17 protein-coding genes are annotated in these 22,485 nt (G+C 60.2%); 7 read left to right on the plus strand and 10 right to left on the minus strand.

All coding sequences use genetic code 11. From position 1 onward, the window contains the following. Positions 1-3 precede the first annotated feature (3 nt). Entirely contained in the window at positions 4-615 is a 612-nt protein-coding gene (locus Q0L57_RS24960; protein ID WP_296745736.1) for a hypothetical protein, read from the minus strand. Positions 616-899: 284 nt separating this feature from the next. Between Q0L57_RS24960 and Q0L57_RS24965 the strand changes: the two genes are divergently transcribed. Next, positions 900-1,685, plus strand: coding sequence for a hypothetical protein (locus Q0L57_RS24965; protein ID WP_296745814.1), 786 nt, complete (start codon positions 900-902; stop codon positions 1,683-1,685). Positions 1,686-1,690: 5 nt separating this feature from the next. Here Q0L57_RS24965 and Q0L57_RS24970 read toward each other — a convergent pair whose 3' ends face one another. Both Q0L57_RS24970 and Q0L57_RS24975 read right to left on the minus strand, forming a co-directional pair. After that, positions 1,691-2,167 (minus strand): hypothetical protein, encoded by a 477-nt coding sequence (locus Q0L57_RS24970; protein ID WP_296745737.1) that lies wholly within the window; start codon positions 2,165-2,167, stop codon positions 1,691-1,693. A 47-nt stretch (positions 2,168-2,214) separates the two neighbouring features. Continuing rightward, the gene (locus tag Q0L57_RS24975) at positions 2,215-2,985 is read right to left on the minus strand and encodes a hypothetical protein (protein WP_296745738.1); all 771 of its coding nucleotides are present in this window, start codon (positions 2,983-2,985) and stop codon (positions 2,215-2,217) included. Positions 2,986-3,259: 274 nt separating this feature from the next. Here Q0L57_RS24975 and Q0L57_RS24980 point away from each other — a divergent pair, with 274 nt between their 5' ends. Beyond that, positions 3,260-4,039: a hypothetical protein gene (locus tag Q0L57_RS24980; protein ID WP_296745739.1), complete on the plus strand. Its 780-nt coding sequence runs from the start codon at positions 3,260-3,262 to the stop codon at positions 4,037-4,039. Between the two features lie 780 nt (positions 4,040-4,819). Here Q0L57_RS24980 and Q0L57_RS24985 read toward each other — a convergent pair. After that, entirely contained in the window at positions 4,820-5,458 is a 639-nt protein-coding gene (locus Q0L57_RS24985; RefSeq protein ID WP_296745740.1) for a hypothetical protein, read from the minus strand. A 98-nt stretch (positions 5,459-5,556) separates the two neighbouring features. On the opposite strand from Q0L57_RS24985, the gene Q0L57_RS24990 reads away from it, so the two are divergent. From Q0L57_RS24990 to Q0L57_RS25010, 5 genes are all read left to right on the plus strand, one after another. Beyond that, positions 5,557-7,818 (plus strand): hypothetical protein, encoded by a 2,262-nt coding sequence (locus tag Q0L57_RS24990; protein ID WP_296745741.1) that lies wholly within the window; start codon positions 5,557-5,559, stop codon positions 7,816-7,818. Next, on the plus strand, positions 7,815-8,861 hold the full coding sequence (locus Q0L57_RS24995; protein WP_296745742.1) for an ATP-binding protein: 1,047 nt from the start codon (positions 7,815-7,817) through the stop codon (positions 8,859-8,861). Before Q0L57_RS24990 ends, Q0L57_RS24995 begins: the two co-directional genes overlap by 4 nt. 2 nt (positions 8,862-8,863) lie before the next feature. Then, positions 8,864-10,846: a TniQ family protein gene (locus Q0L57_RS25000; protein ID WP_296745743.1), complete on the plus strand. Its 1,983-nt coding sequence runs from the start codon at positions 8,864-8,866 to the stop codon at positions 10,844-10,846. Between the two features lie 161 nt (positions 10,847-11,007). Next, the gene (locus Q0L57_RS25005; RefSeq protein WP_296745744.1) at positions 11,008-11,565 is read left to right on the plus strand and encodes a hypothetical protein; all 558 of its coding nucleotides are present in this window, start codon (positions 11,008-11,010) and stop codon (positions 11,563-11,565) included. Between the two features lie 258 nt (positions 11,566-11,823). After that, positions 11,824-12,285, plus strand: a complete 462-nt coding sequence (locus tag Q0L57_RS25010) for a phasin (protein ID WP_296745745.1) — start codon at positions 11,824-11,826, stop codon at positions 12,283-12,285. A gap of 208 nt (positions 12,286-12,493) precedes the next feature. Here Q0L57_RS25010 and Q0L57_RS25015 read toward each other — a convergent pair whose 3' ends face one another. The 6 genes from Q0L57_RS25015 to Q0L57_RS25040 all read right to left on the minus strand — a co-directional run bounded on the left by Q0L57_RS25015 (position 12,494) and on the right by Q0L57_RS25040 (position 22,167). Further along, the gene (locus Q0L57_RS25015; protein ID WP_296745746.1) at positions 12,494-13,933 is read right to left on the minus strand and encodes an ATP-binding protein; all 1,440 of its coding nucleotides are present in this window, start codon (positions 13,931-13,933) and stop codon (positions 12,494-12,496) included. Positions 13,934-14,440: 507 nt separating this feature from the next. Further along, positions 14,441-15,088, minus strand: a complete 648-nt coding sequence (locus Q0L57_RS25020) for a hypothetical protein (RefSeq protein ID WP_296745747.1) — start codon at positions 15,086-15,088, stop codon at positions 14,441-14,443. Positions 15,089-15,203: 115 nt separating this feature from the next. Further along, on the minus strand, positions 15,204-16,436 hold the full coding sequence (locus tag Q0L57_RS25025; RefSeq protein ID WP_296745748.1) for a hypothetical protein: 1,233 nt from the start codon (positions 16,434-16,436) through the stop codon (positions 15,204-15,206). Between the two features lie 97 nt (positions 16,437-16,533). Continuing rightward, positions 16,534-18,765, minus strand: coding sequence for a DEAD/DEAH box helicase (locus Q0L57_RS25030; protein WP_296745815.1), 2,232 nt, complete (start codon positions 18,763-18,765; stop codon positions 16,534-16,536). Beyond that, a complete protein-coding gene (locus tag Q0L57_RS25035) occupies positions 18,737-20,056 on the minus strand; it encodes an ATP-binding protein (RefSeq protein ID WP_296745749.1) in 1,320 nt (439 codons plus the stop codon). The genes Q0L57_RS25030 and Q0L57_RS25035 overlap by 29 nt, the downstream gene beginning before the upstream one ends. Beyond that, entirely contained in the window at positions 20,053-22,167 is a 2,115-nt protein-coding gene (locus tag Q0L57_RS25040) for a TerB N-terminal domain-containing protein (RefSeq protein ID WP_296745750.1), read from the minus strand. Before Q0L57_RS25040 ends, Q0L57_RS25035 begins: the two co-directional genes overlap by 4 nt. Positions 22,168-22,485 lie beyond the last annotated feature (318 nt).

Genomic DNA, 22,485 nt, shown 5'->3' on the forward strand with positions numbered 1-22,485 from the left:
GTTTCAGTCGCGCCGGCGGCGCACGGCCGTCTCCGGTCCTATCCTTGCCTCGTCGAGCTCGACCTCGATGAAGCGCTGGAGTACGAGGCAAGCCAGTCCCGCTACGGGCCGGGTTTCCCGGAAGGCGGCAAGGCATTCGGCGACGGTGAGCGATCCTGCTTCATCGAGCGCGCCCAACAGCCGAATGCGGTCGCCCAGGGGACATTCCCACCTGGCGTATCTCAGGAGATCCTTCGCGTTGGCGAGGCGAAATCCATCCCGGATCAAAGCCTTCGGCCATACCTCGTAGTCGCAGCCACGGTCTTGGGCAGCATCTTCAAGCCAAGGATGTCCCGGCCCCTGCCCTGCGTCCACAAGCGTGTGCCGCCGCCCCCGCCTGACAAGGAAGTCTGGAATGTGCGTGTGCTCGCCCGAAGACAACGTTGCCGGGAGGCAGGACCAGGCGTCGACGTCTCCGTCGACGTCGAGAAGGCAGCCGAGGTCGCGCGCCAGTTGCGTCCGGAAGGATGGCAGGCCCTGGCAGCGGACCGTCCCCCTGGGCAGGAAGGTGTTTGAGTGCGCGCTGCCGCGCACGGCTTCGAGGACTTCGTTCGGCTGGTATGTAAGGCTGGTCACTGCTGCACCCGCGGACACGTTCAGACTTGCCCGCAGAGTGCGGGCTCGGAACGGTCAGCGTATGAGGTGCGCGGTTTTCATGATGGGAACGAATAGTGAACATCGGAAAGGGAGTCAATATGCTTTTTCTACCCGATTTCCCGGATACCGAAGCGCAGGATATCCCGCCGCTGACCTCAGCCTTTCCGCATATGCAGCTAGATCAGCGCTTCCATCAATGCATCTTGCACATCACGCGAGGTTCGTGGACGTAACTTGATCACAAGGAATCACGTGGGGTGAGTATGGGCTGCCTTCCTGCGCATGGTCGCATCGACTGCACCGAATGTTTCAGGGGCGAAATCGTGCATTTCGATCGGACCAAACGGGACGATCGCGACTGGCGGATAACAGCTAATCCATTGGCCTGGGGCAATCCGAACGCGCCAATCATCATTCTCGGCTTCTCCAAAGGACAGACTCAAGCGGGAGACCTTGCCAGAACGCCCCATGACCAGATTGCCTACAAGGGCAACCGTCCCAACGTTGGCCGCATTCTGGCGCATGTGGGGCTCGTGAAGGTGGGTACGCGCGAATCCCAGGCAGCCGCCATCGACCGGATGATCGCCGACAGAAATGGTCTCTTCCATTTCGGCTCACTCATCAGGTGCAGCGTCGAGCGCTATGACCGGGCAAAAGGTGAATGGAAAGGTTCAGGCGGCGGAATGCTGGACAGATTCGTTGGGATGCCGTTTGGCGCGGAAATCGCCGGGAATTGCGTGTCCAAGCATCTCGTAAATTTGCCAAAAGCGAGCAAACTCATCGTGATGTTCGGCATGGGATCGAACCAGAACTACGTGAGGGAAGCGCGCAGCCTGATGTCACAGGCTCGCGGCAATCGCATGCGGGAGATCAGCCAGGTGGCCTACGAGGACGATCATGTGACCGTCGTGCATGTGGAGCACTTCGCCTCGCAGGGCGACCTGATTCCCCAGTGGCTCGGAGAAGGGAAGCACCAGGATCACCCGCGAAGCGAATTCGGCCGTCTTGCTCGGCATGCGGTAAACCACGCGATTGAGCGGTTCGCCTAAGGTTCTTACCAGCCAAAGATCTCGGAGTACCGTCGCGATCGATGCGCCGTCACCAGTTGGTCGCTTATCCTCTTGTGTCGTGGATCGCCGCTCTTGGAGAGAGCCAGAGCTTGCCCGAGCGCTGCCTCAGCCTCGGCATACCGCGACGCAAGTATGAGCTCCGTTCCCTTGAGAAACCAACAACGGCTTTCCTGCGTGTAGACAATCGCACAACCCTGCCCCAGCAAGAGCGCCAATTGCAGGTCGTGATCGTTGTAGTACGCGATCAAATCTTCCAGCGTGTCAAAGTCGCAGCTTTGGACAATTGCAAGGGCGGTCTCGCTAAGCTTGTCCTGGTTGTCGGCGCTTTCCGCGGCGGCGGCGTCTTGACCCATGCTCCAGCACTCAGCGGCGCTCAAAGGCACATTGACGAAGCTGCCGTATGCGGCGCTGGGTTGCAATGAGGAGAAAACGGCGACGGCGAGTAGGGCTGCGGCAGCCAAGCGGTCGAGCGCGCTTGCGCCTTCTTTGAGCCTGCCAATGCGGGACGCTACCCCATGAGCCGCTTTCCCAGTTGCCCTGCTGCCTTCTTGCCTGCGTGCATCGCCCCCTCCATCAGGGAATGTTCCGTCGTCTTGGAGAAGCAGGCGTATAGGAACCCGCCGAGCGTGCAGGTGCCGCACCAGCCTGAGGCGAGGCTCAGCGCGTCCCCGAAGATGACGGCCGAGCCGAGCATCGCCATCTTCAACAGCCAGTAGAACAGCGCCGTTATAGCTAGCCCGATCAGTGCCCCCAAGGGGCCAGGGCCTCCACCCGTGTTGTTCCCCATATACATAACGCAGAACAGCGGAATCAATACGATAACGATCAATATGAACTCGAACGTGCTTGCTTCGAAAAAGGCGGAAATGGGTATGATAATCGGAGAGAGGCCAACAAAAACGATCCAAAGCAACATATAGACGAAATACATAATCTTGTTCAGGGCAAACAAAGGAAGGACAAATCCGAGCGTATCGTCGATCTTAAAGAACGCCCACTCGTGTGCGTCGTGAAGGTATGCGAACAAGCTCAGCGGATTGATGTTCTCCACCGCATCGTAAAAATCCTCCTGAAACCCGAGCGCCGCGGCTAGCGCTTCCTTGCTAGCTAGGTGCTCGATCGCCAGGGAGATCGGCAATCCAAAAACCAGGAACGTTACGATCGTGATCGACAGCTTCTTGAGGCCGGAGATCAAACGCGAACTTTTACGTGCCGCGCTTTCGATCTCGGGTGCACCGCCCGGTGTAGGCTCTGGGCCACTTGCCTGACCGTCTACCATGCATCCACCCGTCGCTTGCCGCGAACTGGCTTATCGAGATGCTAGCGCGCCCGCTCCACGGCGGCTTCGGTGTCTCCCCACGCTGGGACCGTAACATAGTACCGGAAGACTTCCCATCTGAACTTTAGGAATTGCTAACATAAAGATGTGAGGGAAGCTCCCGCTGACAAGGAGATAGTCCGCGTCCCTGCCCCGTCCTTCCGAACGGGGACAATTTTACACGTAGAGCAACGTCGGCTAGCGTGTGATGGGGTGAGATATCCGGGGGACGGCAGTGGCACTTGAACTTGTTCCGTGTCCAGCCTGTGGGCGATTTCTGTCGCCGGAGGCGGATTCTTGCCCGGGCTGTGCCCATCCTATGCCGGAGAACAATACGGACAAAGTCCGAGCCACATCGGATTTGCATGGCGGCCTACAGGTAGTGAAAGGGCCGCCGTTTGTTCGCGTAAGCCTATTTTGGAGAGGGCTTGGTTTTCTTTGTGCCGCGCCTGCTTTGTATCTCATTCCATATGCCGGCATCCCTCTAGCCTTACTTTCTGCGCTTGCTGCAGCTGTATTTTTGCTTGGTAAGCATTATGTGGCCGAATGCCCTAGTTGCGGCAACTCCGTGGAAATCATTGCGGGAACAAAAAAGCAAAAATGCAATGGGTGTGGGCATGGCCTGGAATTCCAGTCACCCGTTGCCCCCGGCGATCTCGGTGAGAGAATGCCAACTCCTCCTGTATCCGTTCCAGTGGCTCTCCCTTGCCCGACATGCGGCAACAAGGTCTGGACCAAATCTGACGTTTGCCCTCATTGCGCTCAACCACTTCGAAAAGGGTGGATAGAACAATCTCAGCGATCGGAAGATTGGTTAGAAATACGAGGGGTACTGGTCAAAACGTCAATTTTCTTAATTCTTATGTTAATCGTAGTGACATGGTATCTATCGATAGATAAGGAGGCGATGAAGCGAGATCTAGATGAGGCCGGCATCCGCAGGAAGGTTGGTGAAATAGTCGATGGCGTCAAAGAAGATTGGTGCAAGGATAATCCGTGGGATAAAGAATGTTAGGCAATTCGATTGATGGCTTATCCCGTCAGATCCGCAATTCGAGTGCGGCAAGAATTTCGATCTTCTCGGCCTCGCTCGTAAGATAGATCTTCGGGCTGCCGTCGGCCATGTCTCTTTTGCTCCCTTGAAATGTGAACTCAGCAAAGGTCGGGCACCAATTGGCAGAGACGTCAACGGCCCTTGTCGCTGGCCGCCCCGATCGCTCGGCAATGGAGGTTTGGTATTAACGCACCTCACTTTGCTGAGGCGCCGTTAACCAAGCTCGCAAAAAGACAGGCTTGGCCACCTGAAAGCGTTGACAGCTGCTCCCGCAAAGCTATATCCGCCACCCACTCGCGGCCCACCAGGTCCGCCCATGAGGTAGGTCACTATGACGATGAACATATCGATAGCTGTGCGGAAGGTCCGCGAAGCTCAGGGCTGATGCCCCGGTATGTTTTGCCGGGCGTCAAGTCCGGCTTTTCGGTCCCTTCACTATCGAGCGACGGCGAGGCGGTCAAACCGCGGCTTCGCGCGTGAGGACTCCGCGACTTGACGGTCGCGTAGCCCCACCGCTGCCCGTTTTGGTTCGCCCTTCCATCGGCTTGCGGGCGCCCGCCGTCCGCCGGCATGCGCACGCCGACAAGAAAGGGAAACTGAAATGCGTACTCATAACCTGCTCCTCGCCGAAGCCCTGAACAACTTTTCCAACGGATTCCAGACCGGGGACGCGCCTGTCATTGTCCATCGGTTGACGAGCGTCCGTACTTCGGCCGGGGGCTTGTCCATACCGATGACCCTTCACGTGACTGGGGCCAGGACGCCCCTGCCCTGGACATTGAGGAAGGCTTCGCTGACCGCGACCCGCAGCCCAAGAAGCGCAACTCCAAGGTCGGCTCTGTCCTCGATCCATTCCGCTTGCGGAAGATCCGGTACGAGAGCGAACTCGAGGAATCGGCAGCGTATTTCTTTATCGCGCAATGCCAAACGCGGGAGCTGCGCGAGCAACAGAAGGTGCAATATGTCCTTCGTGGGACGAAGCACAATCACTGGATCGACTTCATTAAGCGGGAAGCCGGCCGCCGGGTCGCATATTTCGTAAAATACCAGGAAGATGTCGATCGAGATCTGCGCGAAATGATCCAGCTGGTATGCGACCAGGTCGGAGACCGTGTCGCAGACGAGTTCCGGCTGTTCACCCAGCACTGTGTGACCCGAACGCAGATCGAGAACGCCATGGATATCGTGGACTGTGGAGGCGACTACGACTTCAAGGGCCAGTCGATCGTGGAGGCAACTTTGCTGAGGCTGCCCTCCCAGGTTGCGCTCGGCGAGATCGCCGAAGCAAGCGGACTCGCCAATCGCGGTTTTCGGGCTGCCGTCACGTTGATCCAGAAGGGACTTCTGGTTGTCCCCAAGAACGTCCGGCTCGGCGATCAAGCAATCCTTGTGAACCGCAGCGCCAACGGCGGGCGCCGTTAATCTATTCATCACGGAAAGTTGATAGGCAAAAAAGAAAATAATAAAGGGGGGACGGCGTGAAAGTAATGATTCCGCTCTCGGCAAAAGCTGCCGAGAGAGCCCACTTGTTTGGCCGCCATGATCGGCTTCTCATCGACGGCCAGTCTTTCAGGGTCGAAAAAAAGGTCAAGGACACGCACGTGCTGCAGCCAGTCACGGGCGACCTGATCATGGAAGATTACTTCGTCGCAAAGACCGACAAGGAGATCAACGCGCTGCTCCGGTCGGACCGGGTCCGCATCGACGAAGGCTACTACTCGAAGGCATTGACCATCCTGCGCGTGCGCTACGACGATTCCAACCTGGTCGACCTGTCGGAAGATGAACTGAGGACGCTTGCGTGGAAGAAGGAGTGGTGCGTCCGCTTTCTGGACGCCGCTGCGAACGTGCAAGGGTCCTGGCGCCCCCGCCGCGTCATCGATGACTTCGCACGGTTCGTCGAAGAGAACCGCGACCGCATGGATCGCTGGTACCTCGACACGTTCGGAGAGCGCAGGCGCCCCGGGCGAACGTTCCAGGGCGAAGTTCGCAAGGCATTCGACTATCCGAGTCCTTCCGGCCTGAAGAAATGGGTGACGCGGTACATCCAAGGAAACTGCAAGATGTCGAGCCTGAGCCCCCAATACTCGGCTTGCGGCAACCGCAACCAGCTCGACCCTCGCGCCGCGGAGGTCATCGCGCTCGAGGTCAGGAAATTCGCCAGCCTGCTGCAGCCCAGGATGGCTGACGTCTGCGAGAACGTGGACCTTGCCCTATACGAAATGAACAAGAAGCTGCCCAAGGATCGGCAGGTGTATGCGAGCCACAACGCCGTCCGGCGCAGGATCCACCAGCTCGACCCCTTCATGCTGGACGCCGGCCGCAAAGGACTCGACTACGCTTTCCGGAAGTATGCGCCCGTCGGTAAGGGATTGCAGGTCACGCAGGCTTTGGGCCGCGTCGAGATGGACGACTGGGAGGTCGACCTCTTCACGCTCGTCGCCAAGTCAAAATACTGGAAATCCTTGGCGCCTAAGCAACGCGCCGCCGTGCCGCGCATCCGGACTACCTTCACGGCTGCGATCGACTGCGCGTCCCGAGCCATCGTTGGCTTCAATCTGACCTTCGGTCCTCCCTCAACCGCATCGGCCAAGAGCGCACTCAGGTCGGTGATGGTCGACAAGACTTCGCTTGCGGAGGCCGTGGGGGCGAAGGCGTCCTGGCACATGCATGGTCGCCCTCTCAACTTAGCTACGGACGGGGGTCCCGTATTTCGCAGCGAATTCGACAATGCCGCCTCGCGGGTCAGCGTTCCTCGCGTTGTCCCGGAAAGTGACCCCCGCAAGCGGGGCACGATCGAGGCGTTCTTCCGGATCGTCAAGCGCCTCTGCCGCTATTTCGCGGGCCGCTCTTTCTCCAACGTAGTGAACCGGGGCGACTATCCTGCCGAACAGCTCACCTCGCTCACCGTCGGGGAGTTCTACAAGAGCCTGGTCACGTTCATCGTCGACATTTACCACTTGAGGCCACATCGCGGCCTCGAGGGAAGAACGCCCTACGCAATCTGGGAGGATCTCGCCAACCGGGCTGGGCTGGGCCTGCCACCTCCCCCTTCGGCGGAACAGCTGGCAGTGGCCTTTGGGATTGCGCGGAGGCAACGGTCCATCACAAAGCATGGCGTCGAGTCAGTCGGCATTTCCTACAATTCGATGGAACTGACGCTCCTTCACATGAAGGTTGGCCAGCGGAAGGTCGACGCTATCGTCGAGCCTGAGGATCTCGGCCATTTGTACGTGGTAATCCCAAGGCATCTCCGGGGGAAGATCGACGGCATCCCCGCGGACTGGCATTTCCTGAAGGTTCCTGCTGTCGACGAGGAACGTTTCAAAGGTAAAAAGCTGGCCGATCACCTGCTGGCCAAACAGGCTGTCCGGAACGTCCTGAAACAAGAGGAGGAAGCAGGACGGCCGATCCGCCTCAGCGCGCACCGGCATCTCCTCGACCTCTCCCATGGTGTCATGGACAGGGCCGCGATCCCGAGCCACGTCATCACCGAGAAGGCCCTCGATTTACTGGAAAAGCGCATCCGCTTCGCCGCCCTGGCTGCTCTTGGTCCCGACCAGTATGCGGCGGAGGAGACTGAAGGCGGAGAGGTGGGCGAACCCGTCGCCACAGCGACCCGGCGCCGCGGCATCCGCGACGACGCCGACTCACCCCGCGCGATCCAAGACCACGATGCTTTGCCGAAGCCAAAGCCGTTCGGCGGAAGCTTGAACCTCGACGACGGAGAAGACGCATGAAGCGGACCACAAAACCCGTCGAGCCGGCAGCGGAGTGGAGCGACGCGTCCGACGACGACGACTTCCTCGACGCCGTCTCCGCACGCATGACCGACGAGGAGAAGCGCTCCAAAGCGGTGCTGGAACTGGCCAAGAGCGTCTATGTCCCCTGCAGGCGCGATCAAGTCGCCAAGAAGCTTCTTTCCCGCTTCGTGACGATGCTGCTTGCGAAGAAAGCTGGCCAACGGGACGACGGGCGCATCTTGTTCGTCACTGGGGAAAGCGGGGCAGGCAAAACAGAGCTTGTCGCACATATGCTCGCGGAGAACAAAACCCTGGCTCCTATTCAGAGATCGTACGGCCTAATCAACCCCGTTGTCAGCCACAGGTTGATGGGGCCTGCGACGCTCAAGTTTCTGGGTCTCAACATCCTCACTCAGGCCGGATACAAGATCACCCGCAGGTACGAGCAAGGCGAGGTCTGGGACATCTTGCCCCAGCAGTTGCACCTGCGGAAAATCCTGCTCATCCACATCGACGAGACGCAGCACCTGTTGAAGCTCACCGAATCGGACAGGGAACGGGATGCGGTCACGAAGGCAATCAAGGGAGTGGTGAACTACAAGCCGTGGCCGGTGAGCTTTCTCATGTCGGGGATGCCCAGCATCACCGCTCTTGCCAAGCTCGACGAACAGATCGAGCGACGTTCACGACATCTGCATCTTTCCGATGTCACGCTTCCTGAAGAGCGCATTCTTGTCCTCAACATTGTCACTGCCATGTGCGAAGCGGCGGGGCTCGGCCATCGCCCGACTACCGAGAGCGACCTTCCAGACCGCATCGCTCACGTTGCTAGGTATCGTTACGGGCGCATCGCGCAGGTCGTTCTCGCTGGGATCGAGCAGGCTGCGCTGAGGGAGGCGTCTACCCTCACCCGCGAAGACTTTGCCCATGCCTACATCGACCATTCGCAGGCCAGGGGATACGACCACATGAACCCGTTCCTTGTCGACGACTGGATGAGCCTTGAACCGGGCCTCTTCCTGATCGAGACGGATGAGTAATCGTGAGTTTGAACAGTCGGACTCTCGAGCCGCTAGGATTCGCCTACCAGCTTGAGGAGTTGGAGCCTGCGGCTGGGTTCGCATCCCGGCTAGCCGCTTTGAATGGCCAGTCCCTGAAGAGCCTTCTTCGCGACATGAGCATCAGGCAGCGAAACCTTGACCTTGGGCTCGCCGCAACCGTGAGCGACATTGCCCTCCTCGGTCGGGCGGACCCGGTGCGCTTGCTTCGGTACACTCCCGTCCGCAAAAACGCGAAGTTGTTCGAAGTCGCAGGCGAGACCCTGATGCGGTTGGCGGTCAACCGAACATACTTCCGCTACTGTCCGAGGTGCACCATCGAGGACATGGACCGATACGAGGGGCCAGTCCGCAGCAGGCCATGGCTTCGGCTTCAATGGACCATTTCCCATTTCCGTTCCTGTCCCCGGCATGGCGTGCTTCTTACGACGGCGAATCCCACTCGCACGCCCTTTGCCCCGTTCGATTTCAACGGCACGATGGAGAGCCTGTTCCCTACCCTGCGGCAAGCTGCCGACGAGGCCGTGCCCGCAGCTCTCTCCCCTTTCCAGACCTGGCTCCAGCACCGATGGCGCGGAGATCGTTCGCCAGACAACTGGCTCAACGACCTCCCGCTCTACGTCGCCGCTCCGTTCTGTGAAGCGCTCGGCGTATCGTCGCTCCACCCGCCGAAGGTTCGGGTCGCGCGCTTCGCGCCATCGGACTGGGCCCAAGCAGCCGACGAAGGGTTTCGGATCGCCAGCGCCGGCGAGGAGTCCCTGCGCGAGCTCCTCGAGAGGCTCAACCTCGGACAGGCCTCGACCCGCGGTGTCTGGGGACCACGAGACACCTACGGGTACGCATATGGGCTCCTCCAGAAGACCGTCGACGATCCGGCATACGGCAAGCTGCGCGACGCCGTGCGAAGCTTCGCGCTCGAGACTATGCCGATCGAGCCGGGAAGCGATGTGCTTGGCCAGGCAGCTGGCAAACGCAAGGTCCACACCGTCCGCACAGCCGCCCGAGATTCCGGAATGCATGCATTGAGCGTCCGACGGCTGTTCAAGCGAATGGGCGTCGACGAGGCTTCGGACCATTCCGGAGTGATGGACCACCGCATTCTTGTGGATTTCGACGAGGTCGGCCACGTAATCGCCGAGTTGAAAGACGCGCTCACGGCGCCCGAAGTCGAGCGGCTGCTTGGCGTTCCCCGGATCCACCTGAAGGAACTGGTCGCTCACGGACATCTGGACGGGCTTGCCGGGACAGGCAGCAGGCGGAACGCGAAGCGCCGTTTCTCGAAGGTCGACGTTGAGCGGCTGAGGGACCGACTGTTCGATGGCGCCGAGGAAATCTCTGAACCGAAGGAACGTCAAGTTGACATCACTGACGCGCGCCGCGCGGCCACCTGCACCATTCCCGACATACTCGACATGATCCTCAACGGAAAGCTCGCCTGGAAAGGGCGGCTTGCCGGCAGGCACGACTACATGGCGCTGCTTCTGGACGCCGACGAGGTCACCCGGATCGTGCGTTCAGACGGAGCGCGTACCAACCTCACGAAAGAGGAGGCCGAGGCGTTTCTTCCCGGTACGCACGAACGCGTCGTCAGCAGGTTGATTGAGGCGGGGCACCTTAATCTCATTGAGGAATTCAGTCCTGATGCAAGGCGACTGATTCCTGTGGTCTCTCGGGAAAGCGCGCTGGCGTTCAAGTCGCGCTACGTGGCCCTCGGCGAACTTTGTCAGAAGACCGATATGCACCACAAAAAGGTCCGTGCCCTTCTCCGGCTGGCCGGGATCATGCCGATCCTAGTACCGGGGGGCGTCGGGGCCTTCTTTTACGATCGACAAGGGGTTGAGCGGTTCGAGGCCAGCACCCCGGACCCTTGGGCTTACGACAAGACATCTGTCCTGAAACAGCTTCGTAAAAGAAGATCGCTTGCCCTCAAGAGTATCACGCCCGAGCCGACGGGCTCGGCTCTCTGACTGGGTCTGCCGCATCGTGTCGCGCGGATTGATGTCAAAGGCTCGCCTATGACCACGCGCAGACCTTGCCGCCCGCGTGGCGGTGCCGGCCGCGATCCCGGCAATTTTTGATCCTTGCGTGGTCCGATCCGATTCTTCCTCTAGGATTCTGGAGGCGGAACATGGGCAAGCGAAACAATACGGACAACGACAGCATCGATCCCATGGCGCATTACGTGCGGCAAGGGACGCGGCATACACCCAACTTCGTGGTCCACTTCCACCGTAACGAGTTCTACGATCCGGCGCTGCCACCTTTTTGGGAAATGACAGTCTCAAACTCGACGCATTCATATCGGGTGATGGTCTGCGTCCCTGCTGACCAGCTCGACAAAGCGATCAACAAACTGCCGGAGCCGTCGGCTGAGCGGCATCGCGTCGACTTCATGCTGGCCTACAAGGAGGTATACCTCCCCGACGACATCAGGCGGCTCACCGGCGAGAGCTTGATGGGATTGCTCGTCTACAAGGTAAAGTCCGCACCTCCGGGATCGCCGTTCAAGGAGGGACGATATTACAACGACGCTGACCTAGCCCGCCCGATCACCCAAACCGAAGCGGACATTGCCGCGAATGACTGGCGCAAGGAAGCTCTGTTGAGAAGGCTGGAAGCGAAGAGCGCAGACCGGCACCTGCGCGATCGACTTCACTCGCTGCGGCAGCCCAAACGCGGACCGTGATCATCGACAGGCGCAATTTTATGCCGGGCGCCGCTGACACCGATGAAGCGTTACGAGAAGGCGCCGACGTATCCCCTGGGATTTAGATAGATATGCGCAATCTCGGCGCACAAGGGCCACCATGCCACTCGCCGATAAGCGCCAATCGCGCCGTTGGCGAACGCAACTCTTACGCGCTTCATAAATCCGTCGCTCCGTTTTCCTAAATGAGGACGGGGGCTTTTTCTTCTCGAGGCTGCTCTCTGGAAAGGATGGAAAATGGCCAAAATCCCCGGCAAGACCGAAACGATCGAAAACGTCGCACCCGCCACCTTCGACCAATCCGAGGGAATGGAGCAGGTTCGCACTGTCGCCGAACAGGGCCTTGAACAGGCTAGGGAAGCAATTTTGGAATTTCAATCGAATGCCGAAATCACTGCAAAGACCATTGAGTCAACCGTTGAAGCGGCCAAGGCTATCCGCAACGAGGTGCCGTTGAAGGCGATTGCGGCCCTCCACGCCAATGCTGAAGCCGCCTTCAATCACTTTGAAGCGCTGATTGCCGCGAAGTCTCCGTCCGAGTTCTTCGAACTGCAGGCTGCCTTCCTGGATAGACAGATCGAAAACTCCGTCGAGCAGGCCAAGAGCCTTCAGGCTGCGATGTTGAAAGCGGCCGAGGATGTATCCAAGCCGATCCAGGACGCCTATGAGAGGGCTTTGAAGGAACTCAAGGCCGCCTGACAGGCAGGTTTTCCAAGTTATCGACGACGGTCGGATTGGATTCAAACATTAGGACGAGGGGTGCCCTCCGGGGAGGCATCGCCCTCTGATCCTCATGCGTCATTAATTCTCGCTTACACCCCTCTGTAAGGCATTGTAATCATTAGCTCGAAAAATCGACAGCGTCACTGCTGCTCATGGATTCCGCGCTCGAAGTCTGCTCAGTTAGTCAGAGGCTATGTGCGCTCGGAACAGCCTGCGGCTTTGTGGAAGGGTAGTAGGCGAGATCGTCCAAGCTTAACAAATGAACAGATGCGTCAGACCGGGGAAGCTCCTCTACTTCGGGTTTGAAGCCATTCTTGCTGAAAAAGAGGAACTGCTTGCCTGGATGCATCCGCCCATAATCAGTTAGATCGGCGCGTTTCCGGAGCGTGTTGACCATCCCGAGGTCGACGCGGGCTGATCTCCACTTGCATTCGCCGTAGAAAAACGCGCCGTCGATCAATCTCCCGCTCACGTCAATATCGTAGTCGGCGCTCCAGATTTGCCCCACTTCCTGAGTTGATGAACTCATGATTTCCTTGGCAAACTGCCTAGTGTGATCGATGCAGATACGCTCGAATGCGGCACCCATGTATTCTGGAAGTTTCGCAGCGATGATGCCGTCGTAGACTTCGTGCCCATTGCCTTCGGCGATCGCCGTCAGATTTGGTCGCACAAACCAATGCCAAAAGGCGATGAGACGGTCGTTGATGGCAAGCCGCAGGTTGCGAGCCTTCTCGGAAGCGTCCATCGACTTCGACACTGAAATCAAATCCAGGCGTCTTAATGTCTCAAGATATGGCCCCAAGGAGCGTGTGTCGGAGCGGCCGACTCTTCCGGCGACTTCATTAGTCGTGGTGCATCCTTGTGCGATCGCGGACAGGATGCTCGAATAGAATGCGGGAGCCCGAAGCTCGCTTTGCAGCAGGGTATTGGGTTCATCGACCAACGCGCCGGTTTCCGATAGCAGAAGATTGATGACGTTTGTGCGAAGATCGGCTTGGTGGTCGCATAGCTGCAGGTAGTAAGGCATGCCGCCGAAAATGGCATGTGCCACGACTAAATCTTCTGCAGAGTAACCCGGGAAAAACATCGCGGCATCCCGCAAAGGAAGCGGTTTGACGTTCATCTGCATGGTTGCGCGACCATATAGCGGATTCCGTTCGGCAAATAACTCATCCATCTGCGAGATCGAGGACCCGCATAGGATGAGTTTCATTCCTCCTCCTTTGTGGATTTCCGCATCCCAAAATCTCTGAAGGACGGAAGGGAGGCTCTTTTCGCTGTCCGTAATGTAGGGGAATTCGTCGATCACCACGACAACGTGGTCGTGATTTTCGGACGACAGCTGCGAGATATAGTGGAACACCCCTTCCCAGTCACCGATTCCATCAAGGATCGGCGAGGGGCCGAGTGAGGACGAAACCTGTTTTTTGAACGCATCGAGATTGAGTTCACTTGACACTCGAGCAGCCTGAAAGAACACTTTTCGCCGATTTTGCACCGCTTCCAGCAGTAGCCGTGATTTGCCGACGCGGCGCCGTCCCGAAACGACGATTAATGACGCTCGTGCCCGGGAGAGTTCCTCATCAAGCCTTGCTAACTCGCGCCTGCGTCCGACGAACATGATGTGCAACCCAAGATTAGACTAATTACGATTAGACTAATCCCTCTTGCAGCATGGCGCAAGGGCTACGTTTTCCGTTCTGGTTCCTCCTACGAAAATCCCGGACACAGAGGTCCGGGATGGAGGTGGTGTGGAGGTAGTGTGGTGGTGGCGGCGGCGGCCGCCGCCGCGGTGAGCAAACTTCGAGTGTCGAATGAGCAATCTACCTTGACGTTGAGCGAGATTCAGTGACGCGTCAGGCTGATACTTGCAAGCTCTGCTAAAGTACCCACATCTAATGTCGGCGTTCAAAGGAGGACGCTACTATGAGCTACCTGATGCTCCGCATCTCGATCGCGCTCACCATGTTTTTGATGGCTGATGGCGTTGCCTTGGCCAGCAAGATCATCGGCAACGGCTAATGGCCTAAGGCGCGGGAACGACCAGCCCGCGCCTCAACCCTCTCCACCATAACTCTCCCGGCATATTATTGACCTCAATGTCCGGTTCCGCCCTGCGGACAGAACGCTAGGCGTTGGAAAACTCGCTACTGAAGCCGATGTCCGCCACCCGCTGGGTCAGGGCGTGGTCGTTCAGCGCATGGTGGAAGTAGGTGCTCTCCTTCAGTGCCTCCACCAGAGAGTCCGCATCGGAGCTCGTTCCGACGTCGTTCAGCATGAAGTGGCCGTTAGGATCGACATAGCGGGTGTGGACCAGTTGGAGAAACTGCTCCAGGTCGTCCCAAAACTGCTTCCACTCAGCATCGCTGGCCGGACCTAGCGGCTGCCCCGCCATCACTGCGTCACGGTCGAGGTGGCCGATCAGGCGATTGCGTGCCGGCACGATTTTGGATCGGAAATCATGAATGCCATCGCGGAGCGTCTTGATACGAGCTTGGTCCGCGGGAGCGCCTGAGAAGTCAGCTTCCCCAATTACATAGTCGATCGTCAGATTGGTCCGTCCCATAGTCACGGGCGGATCGGTCAGCCGGCAGATTTGGAGCACCAACTGCTCAATGAGAAGCTGATTGAGATCGCCGAAGAACACCGGAGCGATCCGGTGCAGCAGAGTGCGCCTAAGCTCACCCTCCTCGAACAGGATTTCGTAGTGGCGCCAGACGGACCGCAGATGGACGCAGAAATGGGCCATTGCCTCGATTTCGTCCTTCAGGGCCATGCCGCCTTATCCCTTTTCAACACCGCCGCGCGCGTTGCGCCTGGACCGCGACTATGGCGGATCGCTCGACGCTAGCGCCAACTCGCCGTAAACCGTCCAACGGGCTCGCTCCACCTCATTCGTCCGTTATATCGCGAAGCGCCGAACGGATGCGCGGCCGGAGTGCGTTTACAAACGCGTTTGTTCGCTCCTGAAGCCAATTGAGGGCACGTGCGCGGTCTTCTGGGCTCTCCAAGTCCTTGACGGTGAAGTCCTGCGCAATAATCGGCCTATCGCCCTCGAAATCGATATTCACTCCAGGGCCCAGTTCCGCAGCCAATTCTTCCGCCTGAGGGGCCAGCGCCTTTGACGCGCGCTCGCCCACCGAGTTACGGTTTGAGGAAAGGTCCAGACCGACGCGGTTGGCGCGCATATCACGGTAGACCGTCAGCCAACTTGAGCCACCGGGCAGACCAAACTTGAAGACGACATGACCGCCGAGGGCCGCTGGAGGGCGCAGCTGATCCGGATCGTCGAGGCGAAGCCCCGACAGGAAATCTTGCCAGAAGCTCTGCCTGATGGCGTTGCGCCGCGCACGGCCAGCTCTTCTCTCTGGGGACTCGACGGAACCCGAAACTTCCTCCTCGTCGTCCTCAGCCAGAGCCAAGCCATCCGGGAGCGCGATAACGCTCCTCACGATCGTCTGCGTCTTCGCGAGCACGCGCGGCACGATGATCCGCGCGCCGTCTGCGAATTGGTAGATCGGCATCTCGATGAGGCCCAGGGTGAAATGAAGGCCGGAATGGCCTTGCAGGTACTCGGCGATCGTCTCGACACCGACACGGATACCATCACCCACGATCAAGAGCAGAAAACGTCCCCGCCTCAAATTTAGTGTCAGCGCATCGTTGAAGTCTATCTCGTCCACATCATGCCCAGCAGCCCGAACCAGATCCAGGAGGACATTTCCTTTCCCGCCGACCCGCCTGCCCGCCTCGCGCTGCAGGTCTGACGATGTCCAAAGCGCTAGTTCCTTCGCGTAGTCGAGGATCTGGCCAACAACCTCGCGCCTGCCTTCCGGATTGCGCCAAAGCTTGCATTCAGCGAGCACTGGCAGGCCTGTGGGCGTGACCATAAAGTTGTCGATGGGGCCCGCTGGCGTCGACAGCTCTCGGCAAATCGGCACCGGGTTCGCGAAAAGAGGATCGATCTCGGCGATGGGCAGACAGGATGGAAAGCGATGAATAAGGTCTTGGATCCCCGCCTCGGACATGCCGTGCCCAGCTCCGCCAAGCTCGAGCAGATTTGCGGCCACGACGCTCCCACCGTCGCTAGAGATAATCAGCGGCGTTGAATGCTGCCTCGCCATATATCATTCCTCCTATCTGAGCGGCGGCTGAACGGAATTCATTCAGCGCGCGGATCGCCTCACCGGGCGATTGATTGCTTAGTTCTCGGCGCACTGTTTAGCCGCACGGGTAGAGCAGTCCTGCCGCGATCGCTCCAATCTCTTTCCCAATGTTCGCGCGCGCCTTGGCCCAGAGCCGTCTCAGCAGGGGCTCCGGTACGATGCCGTCGAACTTTGCTGTCCCGAGATTCTCGACGAACTCCGAAATAGACTGAAGGTCCGGCGGGCGTTCAGCTACCTGCCTTAGGATCGCCGCAGCCTTGTCGGGCGTAGTCTCCAGAACCGTCACGCCGACGTCGTGCACCGCGCATTCAAGGCCGGCGGCAACTAGCGCGAAGGCAAGAACGGCATTGGCTTCCGTCCCTCTCCAGGTAAGCACGTGCGTGTCCTTCCCCGTCGGCAGAAACCTGGTGTCTCCCAGCCCGAGCTCCAGATACGCCGCCCTCCCCTGGCGCAGGAAGTCCGCGGCGGCGGCATCGAGATAGGCTGGGATGTCGCCGCCCTCCAGGACCGCCCGCATCTCGGCCGAGAGCCTGTCGTGGACGGGTTCATTCATCACGTGGTCGAACTGGGGGATCTTTCCGGAACGGTGCCGTTCGACCTCGAGCACCTTGCCGCGATCATCCACCGATGCGATGCGCCAGCGCTGTCCCGCGAACGCAATCACCACTCCGACCGCGACCGGGTTCGAGATGGGGATGGTGCCGAGCGTCAGCCCGCCACAGACGATCCGCCACTCCTCGTCCGTCGAGAACACGGCGTAGAAGTCGCGGCCTGCCGTAAGCCTCTCCCCCATCTCGCCGAGCATGAGGGTTCCGTCCGGCGCCTGTTCAAGCAGCCGATTTTCCTGGGATGCCATGCCGCGCAGCAGCTCGACGTAGTCGCCCTTTCCGAAGGCGGAGAGCGGACCTACTGAACATATTGTCTCAAAGAGGCGATCGGCGCGCAGCCCTCCCTCTTGGGCGATCAGGGACAGAGTCTGGTGAAGCGCGACTGTCGCGACGGCGTCGACTACCGAAGGCGGCTCGACGAACTTGGCGACGAGCAGGCGCACGGCTGCCACGGCACGCACGGTCTCCAGCCTCAGGTGATCGATCGCGTCGGAATCCTTCCCGAGGCTCCGCTCGCGGACGTACATGCGAAGGATTGCGGGAACGCCGCGCCGGCGGCCGCTACGCCCCAGGCGCTGGCGAAGCGATGCGATAGACCGCGGCGCCCCGACCTGAGCCACGGATTTGATCGAGCCGATGTCGATGCCGAGCTCCAAAGTCGTCGTCGCGACCGCGGTCGTCGGCAGGTCACCCTTCTTCAGCCTGTCCTCGAGCTCCTCCCGCAACTCCTTCGAAAGGCTGCCATGGTGGGGGAAGAACTCGTTCGGCACTGCGCCGTTTTCAGACCGCGTCCGCAGCCTGTCCGCAACGGCCTCCACCCGCCTGCGTGACCCGGCGAATATCAGGTTGTTCGCCCCTCGCAGCGTGGCGAACATGTGGTCGGCGATCAGATCGAGCGCGACTGGTTTCTCCGCAACCTCCAGCCCGTCGATTTCCTCCGCGTCCTCTCCGTCGGCATACGCCCGTACCTGCAGCCGGAGCTCGGGCGAGTCCGCCGAAGACTCCACGATCGAAACAGATGCTGGCGCAGCCGGGTTCAGCCAGCCGGCCGCAATGGACAGGTCTCCTATCGTCGCCGAAAGTCCGATCCGCCTGGCTGGTTTCGTGGACAAGGCATCCAGCCGCCGGAGCAAGGTCGACAGGTGGAGGCCGCGCGGCCCGCTCAGGAAGGCGTGGAGTTCGTCGATTACGATGAAGTCCAACGCGCCCAGCATTCTCTTCGCGTCGCCCGGACGGCGCAGAAGCATCGCCTCGATAGATTCCGGAGTTATCAGCACGACCCCGCGCGGATCGCGCCTCATCCGCTGCTTGGCGGCTTGCGGCGCGTCTCCGTGCCAACGGACGACATCGATCTCCATCCGCTCGCAGAGGTCGTCCAGGCGGCGAAACTGGTCGTTGATCAGTGCCTTGAGCGGGCTCACGTAAAGAACTGAAATCCCCGGGTCTTTCCGCGCCGCCAATTTCGTCAGGATAGGCAGGAAAGCGGCTTCCGTCTTCCCGGCTGCCGTGGCGGCCGCGATCAGGACATCGCTCTGGCCGCCCAGGATCGCTGCGATCGCCTTGCCCTGGACATCGCGGAGTTCCTCCCACTTCCGCTCCCAGATCCAGCGCCGGATCGTCTCGTGAAGCCTGTCGAAGCCAGAGGGCGCCTCAGAGCCTGACGGTGGCAAGATCTTCATCCCCACCCTCGCTTTCGCGGGCGCTGTCGTCCTCCAGGGAGCTGTCGGCATCCGCCGCGATGTCGACACCGCCCACCAACGTCGCCCAGTCCGTTCCAGGGTTCTGCTCAAGGATTGCCAGCAACTGCACGAACGCCTTGATCGTGTTCCGGGGCGTCCGGAAGTAGGCGTCGCCAACGCGCTTGTTGCAATGCTCCATGAACGCCGGAAGCGCCTCATCTGGGACGAGGTTCCTTGCCGGATCGCCGGAAGCAAAGACTGCCCGGATGTTCGAAAGCAGGATCAGAAGGTCCTCAGGCGTTAGACTTTGGAGGCGCAGCACCGGACCGGAAAGATCGACCAGGCCATTCGTCGCGAACGCATTCTCGGAAAGGCGGGACTGCAGGGCCGCGTAGCTGTACAGGCCGCGGCGGGTGTCCATCAGGAACTCCGGGGTGCCGCCGAAGGCGAAACCGAACCCTCCGAAATTGCCCTGCAACACGTCGTTGAGCATGCGCAGGATCTGCTCGAAATTCTGGTTGCGCGCCTGGGCGCTCTGAAGCTTGTACACGTTCACCATCTCGTCGAAGACGACGAACAGGCCGGCGTATCCGGCCAACCGCACGAACGCCGCCAGCAGCTTGAGGGAATCATAGACGTTGTCGTCATCGATGATGTTGCGCACGCCGAGCGCCTGGCGCGCCTCCGTCTTCGTGGAGTACTCCCCTCGCAGCCACCGCAGGGCGGAAGCCTTGAGACCTTCGTCGCTCTCCTCGCTTCCCCTCCAATATGCCTTGAGCACCGTCGCGTAATCGTAGCCGCCGACGTATTCCTGCAAGTTCGCGAGACGCTGGTCGATGATGCGCTCGACTGGCACGCCCGCCTGGCCAGCCTCCTGTATGCAGTCCGTCACGAAGCGCTCGACCACGTTCGACAACGCGCCGCCGTCGGGCCGGGTCCGCGTGGCCATGTTGCGGACGGCTTCCGCATAGAGCCCCCTCGCCTGACCACCCGTCGCATGAATCCTGCGGTCTGGCGCAAGGTCGGCATGGATCGTCACGCACTTACGCTCCAGCGCGACCAGCCGCACCAGATTCAAGAAGAAGGTCTTGCCGGCTCCGTATTCGCCTATGACGAAACGTATCGCGGCCCCGCCGTCGCAGATGCGGTCGATATCCCGGACCAACGCTCCCACTTCGGCCGCGCGGCCGACCTGAACGTGACGTAGTCCCGTCTTGGGCACGACCCCGGCGGCCAGCGCCTGCAGAATGGCGTCGCGGTCGCGTCCCTTGATCGTCGTCACACCCGTCATGCTTCCACCCTTGCTTGCTGCAGCTTGTCCCGGAGTTGTTCGACGACGGAAACGCGCTCATCGCCATCGACGACAGGTTCGTCGAACCTGTCGAACCCCCATTCGTTTATCGTTTCGATCGCGCCGTCGGGCAACAATCGCAGGTTCCGCGCCTCGCCTTCGAATGCCTCGCGGTCCAGCCCGCCGCATTCCACCAGAAGGGCCAGCAGCCTTGCGTGGGCGCCGTCAAGGCCGACGAACTTCCCTTCCGTGGCCACGAGCTCCCTGACCTGAGGCAAAGCGGCCGGCGGCTCCTCTTCGACGAAGATGCCCGCAAGAAGCTCCGACACCGCGGTCGTCTCCGACCTGATCCGCTCCAAACGGCCATGATCGATTCTGACACCGCCAGACCGAGATGCGGCAGGTTTCGCGGGGATCGGAATGCCTGTAGCCCGCGTCTCGGGCGCGACGGCGACGGGCTCGTCAAGCGCGACCGCCCCGCGATGAAGGGCGGAGTAGAGCTCCTCCAGCGGATAGCCGAGCGCCTTGTATAGCCGCTCGAGAAACTTGACCTCGTCGGGCGCGGCGTGGCCGTCCGCGAGGACAGCTGATGTGGCCGCCCGAACGGCGCTGGCGCGCGCGTCCGCTCCGATGCTGCCCAATCTCTTTATGGCCGATTGCTGCGCCGCCGGGTCCCTGAGAAGCGTGCTGGCGTATGCCATCAGCCTTCCGTGCTCGACGCCGCCCACGCCTGGGAACGAACGGATGTCCGCCTTTATCGACTCGAATTCGGTGGGCTCGACCTTTCCGTCGGAAAGGGCCGCCAGTGCCGCCACCTCCACCATTGCCCTGGCGGCACCGTAGGCAGAGGACTCGCCGTCCACGGGAGCGCCATCCCTAGCCTTGAACAGCAGGACATAGCCGTCAGCTTCCAGCCCTCGCGAACCATATCGGCGGTCCGGCTCGAAGCCGACGTCCAGCTTGTCCATCAAGGCACCGATCTGGTTGCCAAGGCCAGCGCTCAGTTTTCCCTTGGAGGGGATCTCCATTCCCAGGGCCTGCGCCAGCCGCGTCACCTTGACCCCGGCAATCTTGTGGTCGCCGAAAAGATCGTCCACGCGTTTCAGCGCCGCCGTCCCGGTCGCCGAGCCGGACGTCAAGATTTCCTTTGGCAACAGGAAGGCCGCCTCGACGGTGTCCTTGGCCTCCGGTTTCTTCCCGAGAAGGCGGCTGTAGGAGGCAAGTTCGTCAGTGCAGGCGTTGAGAAGGCCTCTCAGGCCTTCGATCGGCGCGGAAACTGCTGCGATGTCGGGAAGAGCTCCGAACTCGCTGTCGGACAGGTCTACCCTTCCCCCGAAGCCGCTCGCCGCCCGGTACTCGACTTTGAGCTTCGTTTTCGGCGGGTTGACCTTGAGCCCGTCCGGATAGCGCGACGCGAACCGCAGGTGCCAGAGTTCGGTAAGTTCCTCAAAGCATCTCGTTGCGGCCGTGCGGAGCTGCGTGTCCGGAAGGGAAAGTGTCCACAGAAGCGCGTCGGTGCTGTCGAAAGGAAGCTTGGAGCCGAGCTTTCGCCCGAGATGAACCCTTACCGACAGCGGCATCTCGTACCCGTTCCTAAGGTCAGGCGAGAGCGTCGGGCGTGAAGTGTCCGGATTCGCCATCAAATCCGCCACGCCGAGGAACCTTAATGCGTAGCCGTTGAAGGAGTGGTTCTGACCGTAGACCGTGAGAAGGCGCCGAACCTCCGCGGCCATCGCCGGGGCCTCGTTCCTCGCCTCGTCGACAAAGAGGCGGCGTTCGAGTCCGTAGAAGAATATGAACACGTAGCCTATGCCGATCGACGGATCGTTCCTGCCTCCTGCGAGCCATTCGAGGTAGGTTCGGCGCGTGCCGGGGGAGATCGACCGATAGGATGGCCAGTAAGGCAACGTCTTGCCTTCAGGGTCACCCCGTACGGAGCCCACCTGGCATGTTGGATCAACAAGGCAGTTCTCGACTCCGGCATTCCCAAGGAAGTACCCTCCGAGATAGAACATGCCCGACTGGATCGTAACTCCCGCCACCCGAACGCTTTCTCCGGCGGACACCCATATTGCCAAAGGCCCTTTGCCGCGACCATTGTCGGTTGCCATCCGATACTCCTGGACCGGATGCCTTTCCCATTGGTTGCTGCCTTCAGAAAAGCGTCGATCAGGGCGAGATCGAGGGTCCACCCAAGGCTGCTGCGCCGCTGTAGTCGGATCGCTCTTTGACGCGAGCCGAGCGACTCGCTGTGAGCGCTGCGGGGCCGCTCCTGCAAGCCTTTGCTTACGTCCCCGATAGATCAGCCACGCGACCAACGCCGCGCCGATCAGGAACCATTCCATGATCGCCCCCCGACCCTCAGGATATTCCGTTGACATCATGGCATGGCTCGCGGGCATTGGACAATCTTCCGGCCAAGGTTATTG

The organism is Mesorhizobium sp., assembly GCF_024509055.1.
Taxonomy (GTDB): Bacteria; Pseudomonadota; Alphaproteobacteria; order Rhizobiales; family Rhizobiaceae; genus Mesorhizobium.

Excerpts from the sequence above, each read along its gene's own strand:
- Q0L57_RS24995 (WP_296745742.1), top strand. The coding sequence starts at position 7,815 with ATGAAGCGGACCACAAAACCCGTCGAGCCGGCAGCGGAGTGGAGCGAC.
- Q0L57_RS25035 (WP_296745749.1), bottom strand. The coding sequence starts at position 20,056 with ATGACGGGTGTGACGACGATCAAGGGACGCGACCGCGACGCCATTCTG.
- Q0L57_RS25020 (WP_296745747.1), bottom strand. The coding sequence starts at position 15,088 with ATGGCCCTGAAGGACGAAATCGAGGCAATGGCCCATTTCTGCGTCCAT.
- Q0L57_RS25010 (WP_296745745.1), top strand. The coding sequence starts at position 11,824 with ATGGCCAAAATCCCCGGCAAGACCGAAACGATCGAAAACGTCGCACCC.
- Q0L57_RS25030 (WP_296745815.1), bottom strand. The coding sequence starts at position 18,765 with ATGAAGATCTTGCCACCGTCAGGCTCTGAGGCGCCCTCTGGCTTCGAC.
- Q0L57_RS25040 (WP_296745750.1), bottom strand. The coding sequence starts at position 22,167 with ATGGCAACCGACAATGGTCGCGGCAAAGGGCCTTTGGCAATATGGGTG.
- Q0L57_RS25025 (WP_296745748.1), bottom strand. The coding sequence starts at position 16,436 with ATGGCGAGGCAGCATTCAACGCCGCTGATTATCTCTAGCGACGGTGGG.
- Q0L57_RS25005 (WP_296745744.1), top strand. The coding sequence starts at position 11,008 with ATGGGCAAGCGAAACAATACGGACAACGACAGCATCGATCCCATGGCG.
- Q0L57_RS25015 (WP_296745746.1), bottom strand. The coding sequence starts at position 13,933 with ATGTTCGTCGGACGCAGGCGCGAGTTAGCAAGGCTTGATGAGGAACTC.
- Q0L57_RS24965 (WP_296745814.1), top strand. The coding sequence starts at position 900 with ATGGGCTGCCTTCCTGCGCATGGTCGCATCGACTGCACCGAATGTTTC.
- Q0L57_RS24975 (WP_296745738.1), bottom strand. The coding sequence starts at position 2,985 with ATGGTAGACGGTCAGGCAAGTGGCCCAGAGCCTACACCGGGCGGTGCA.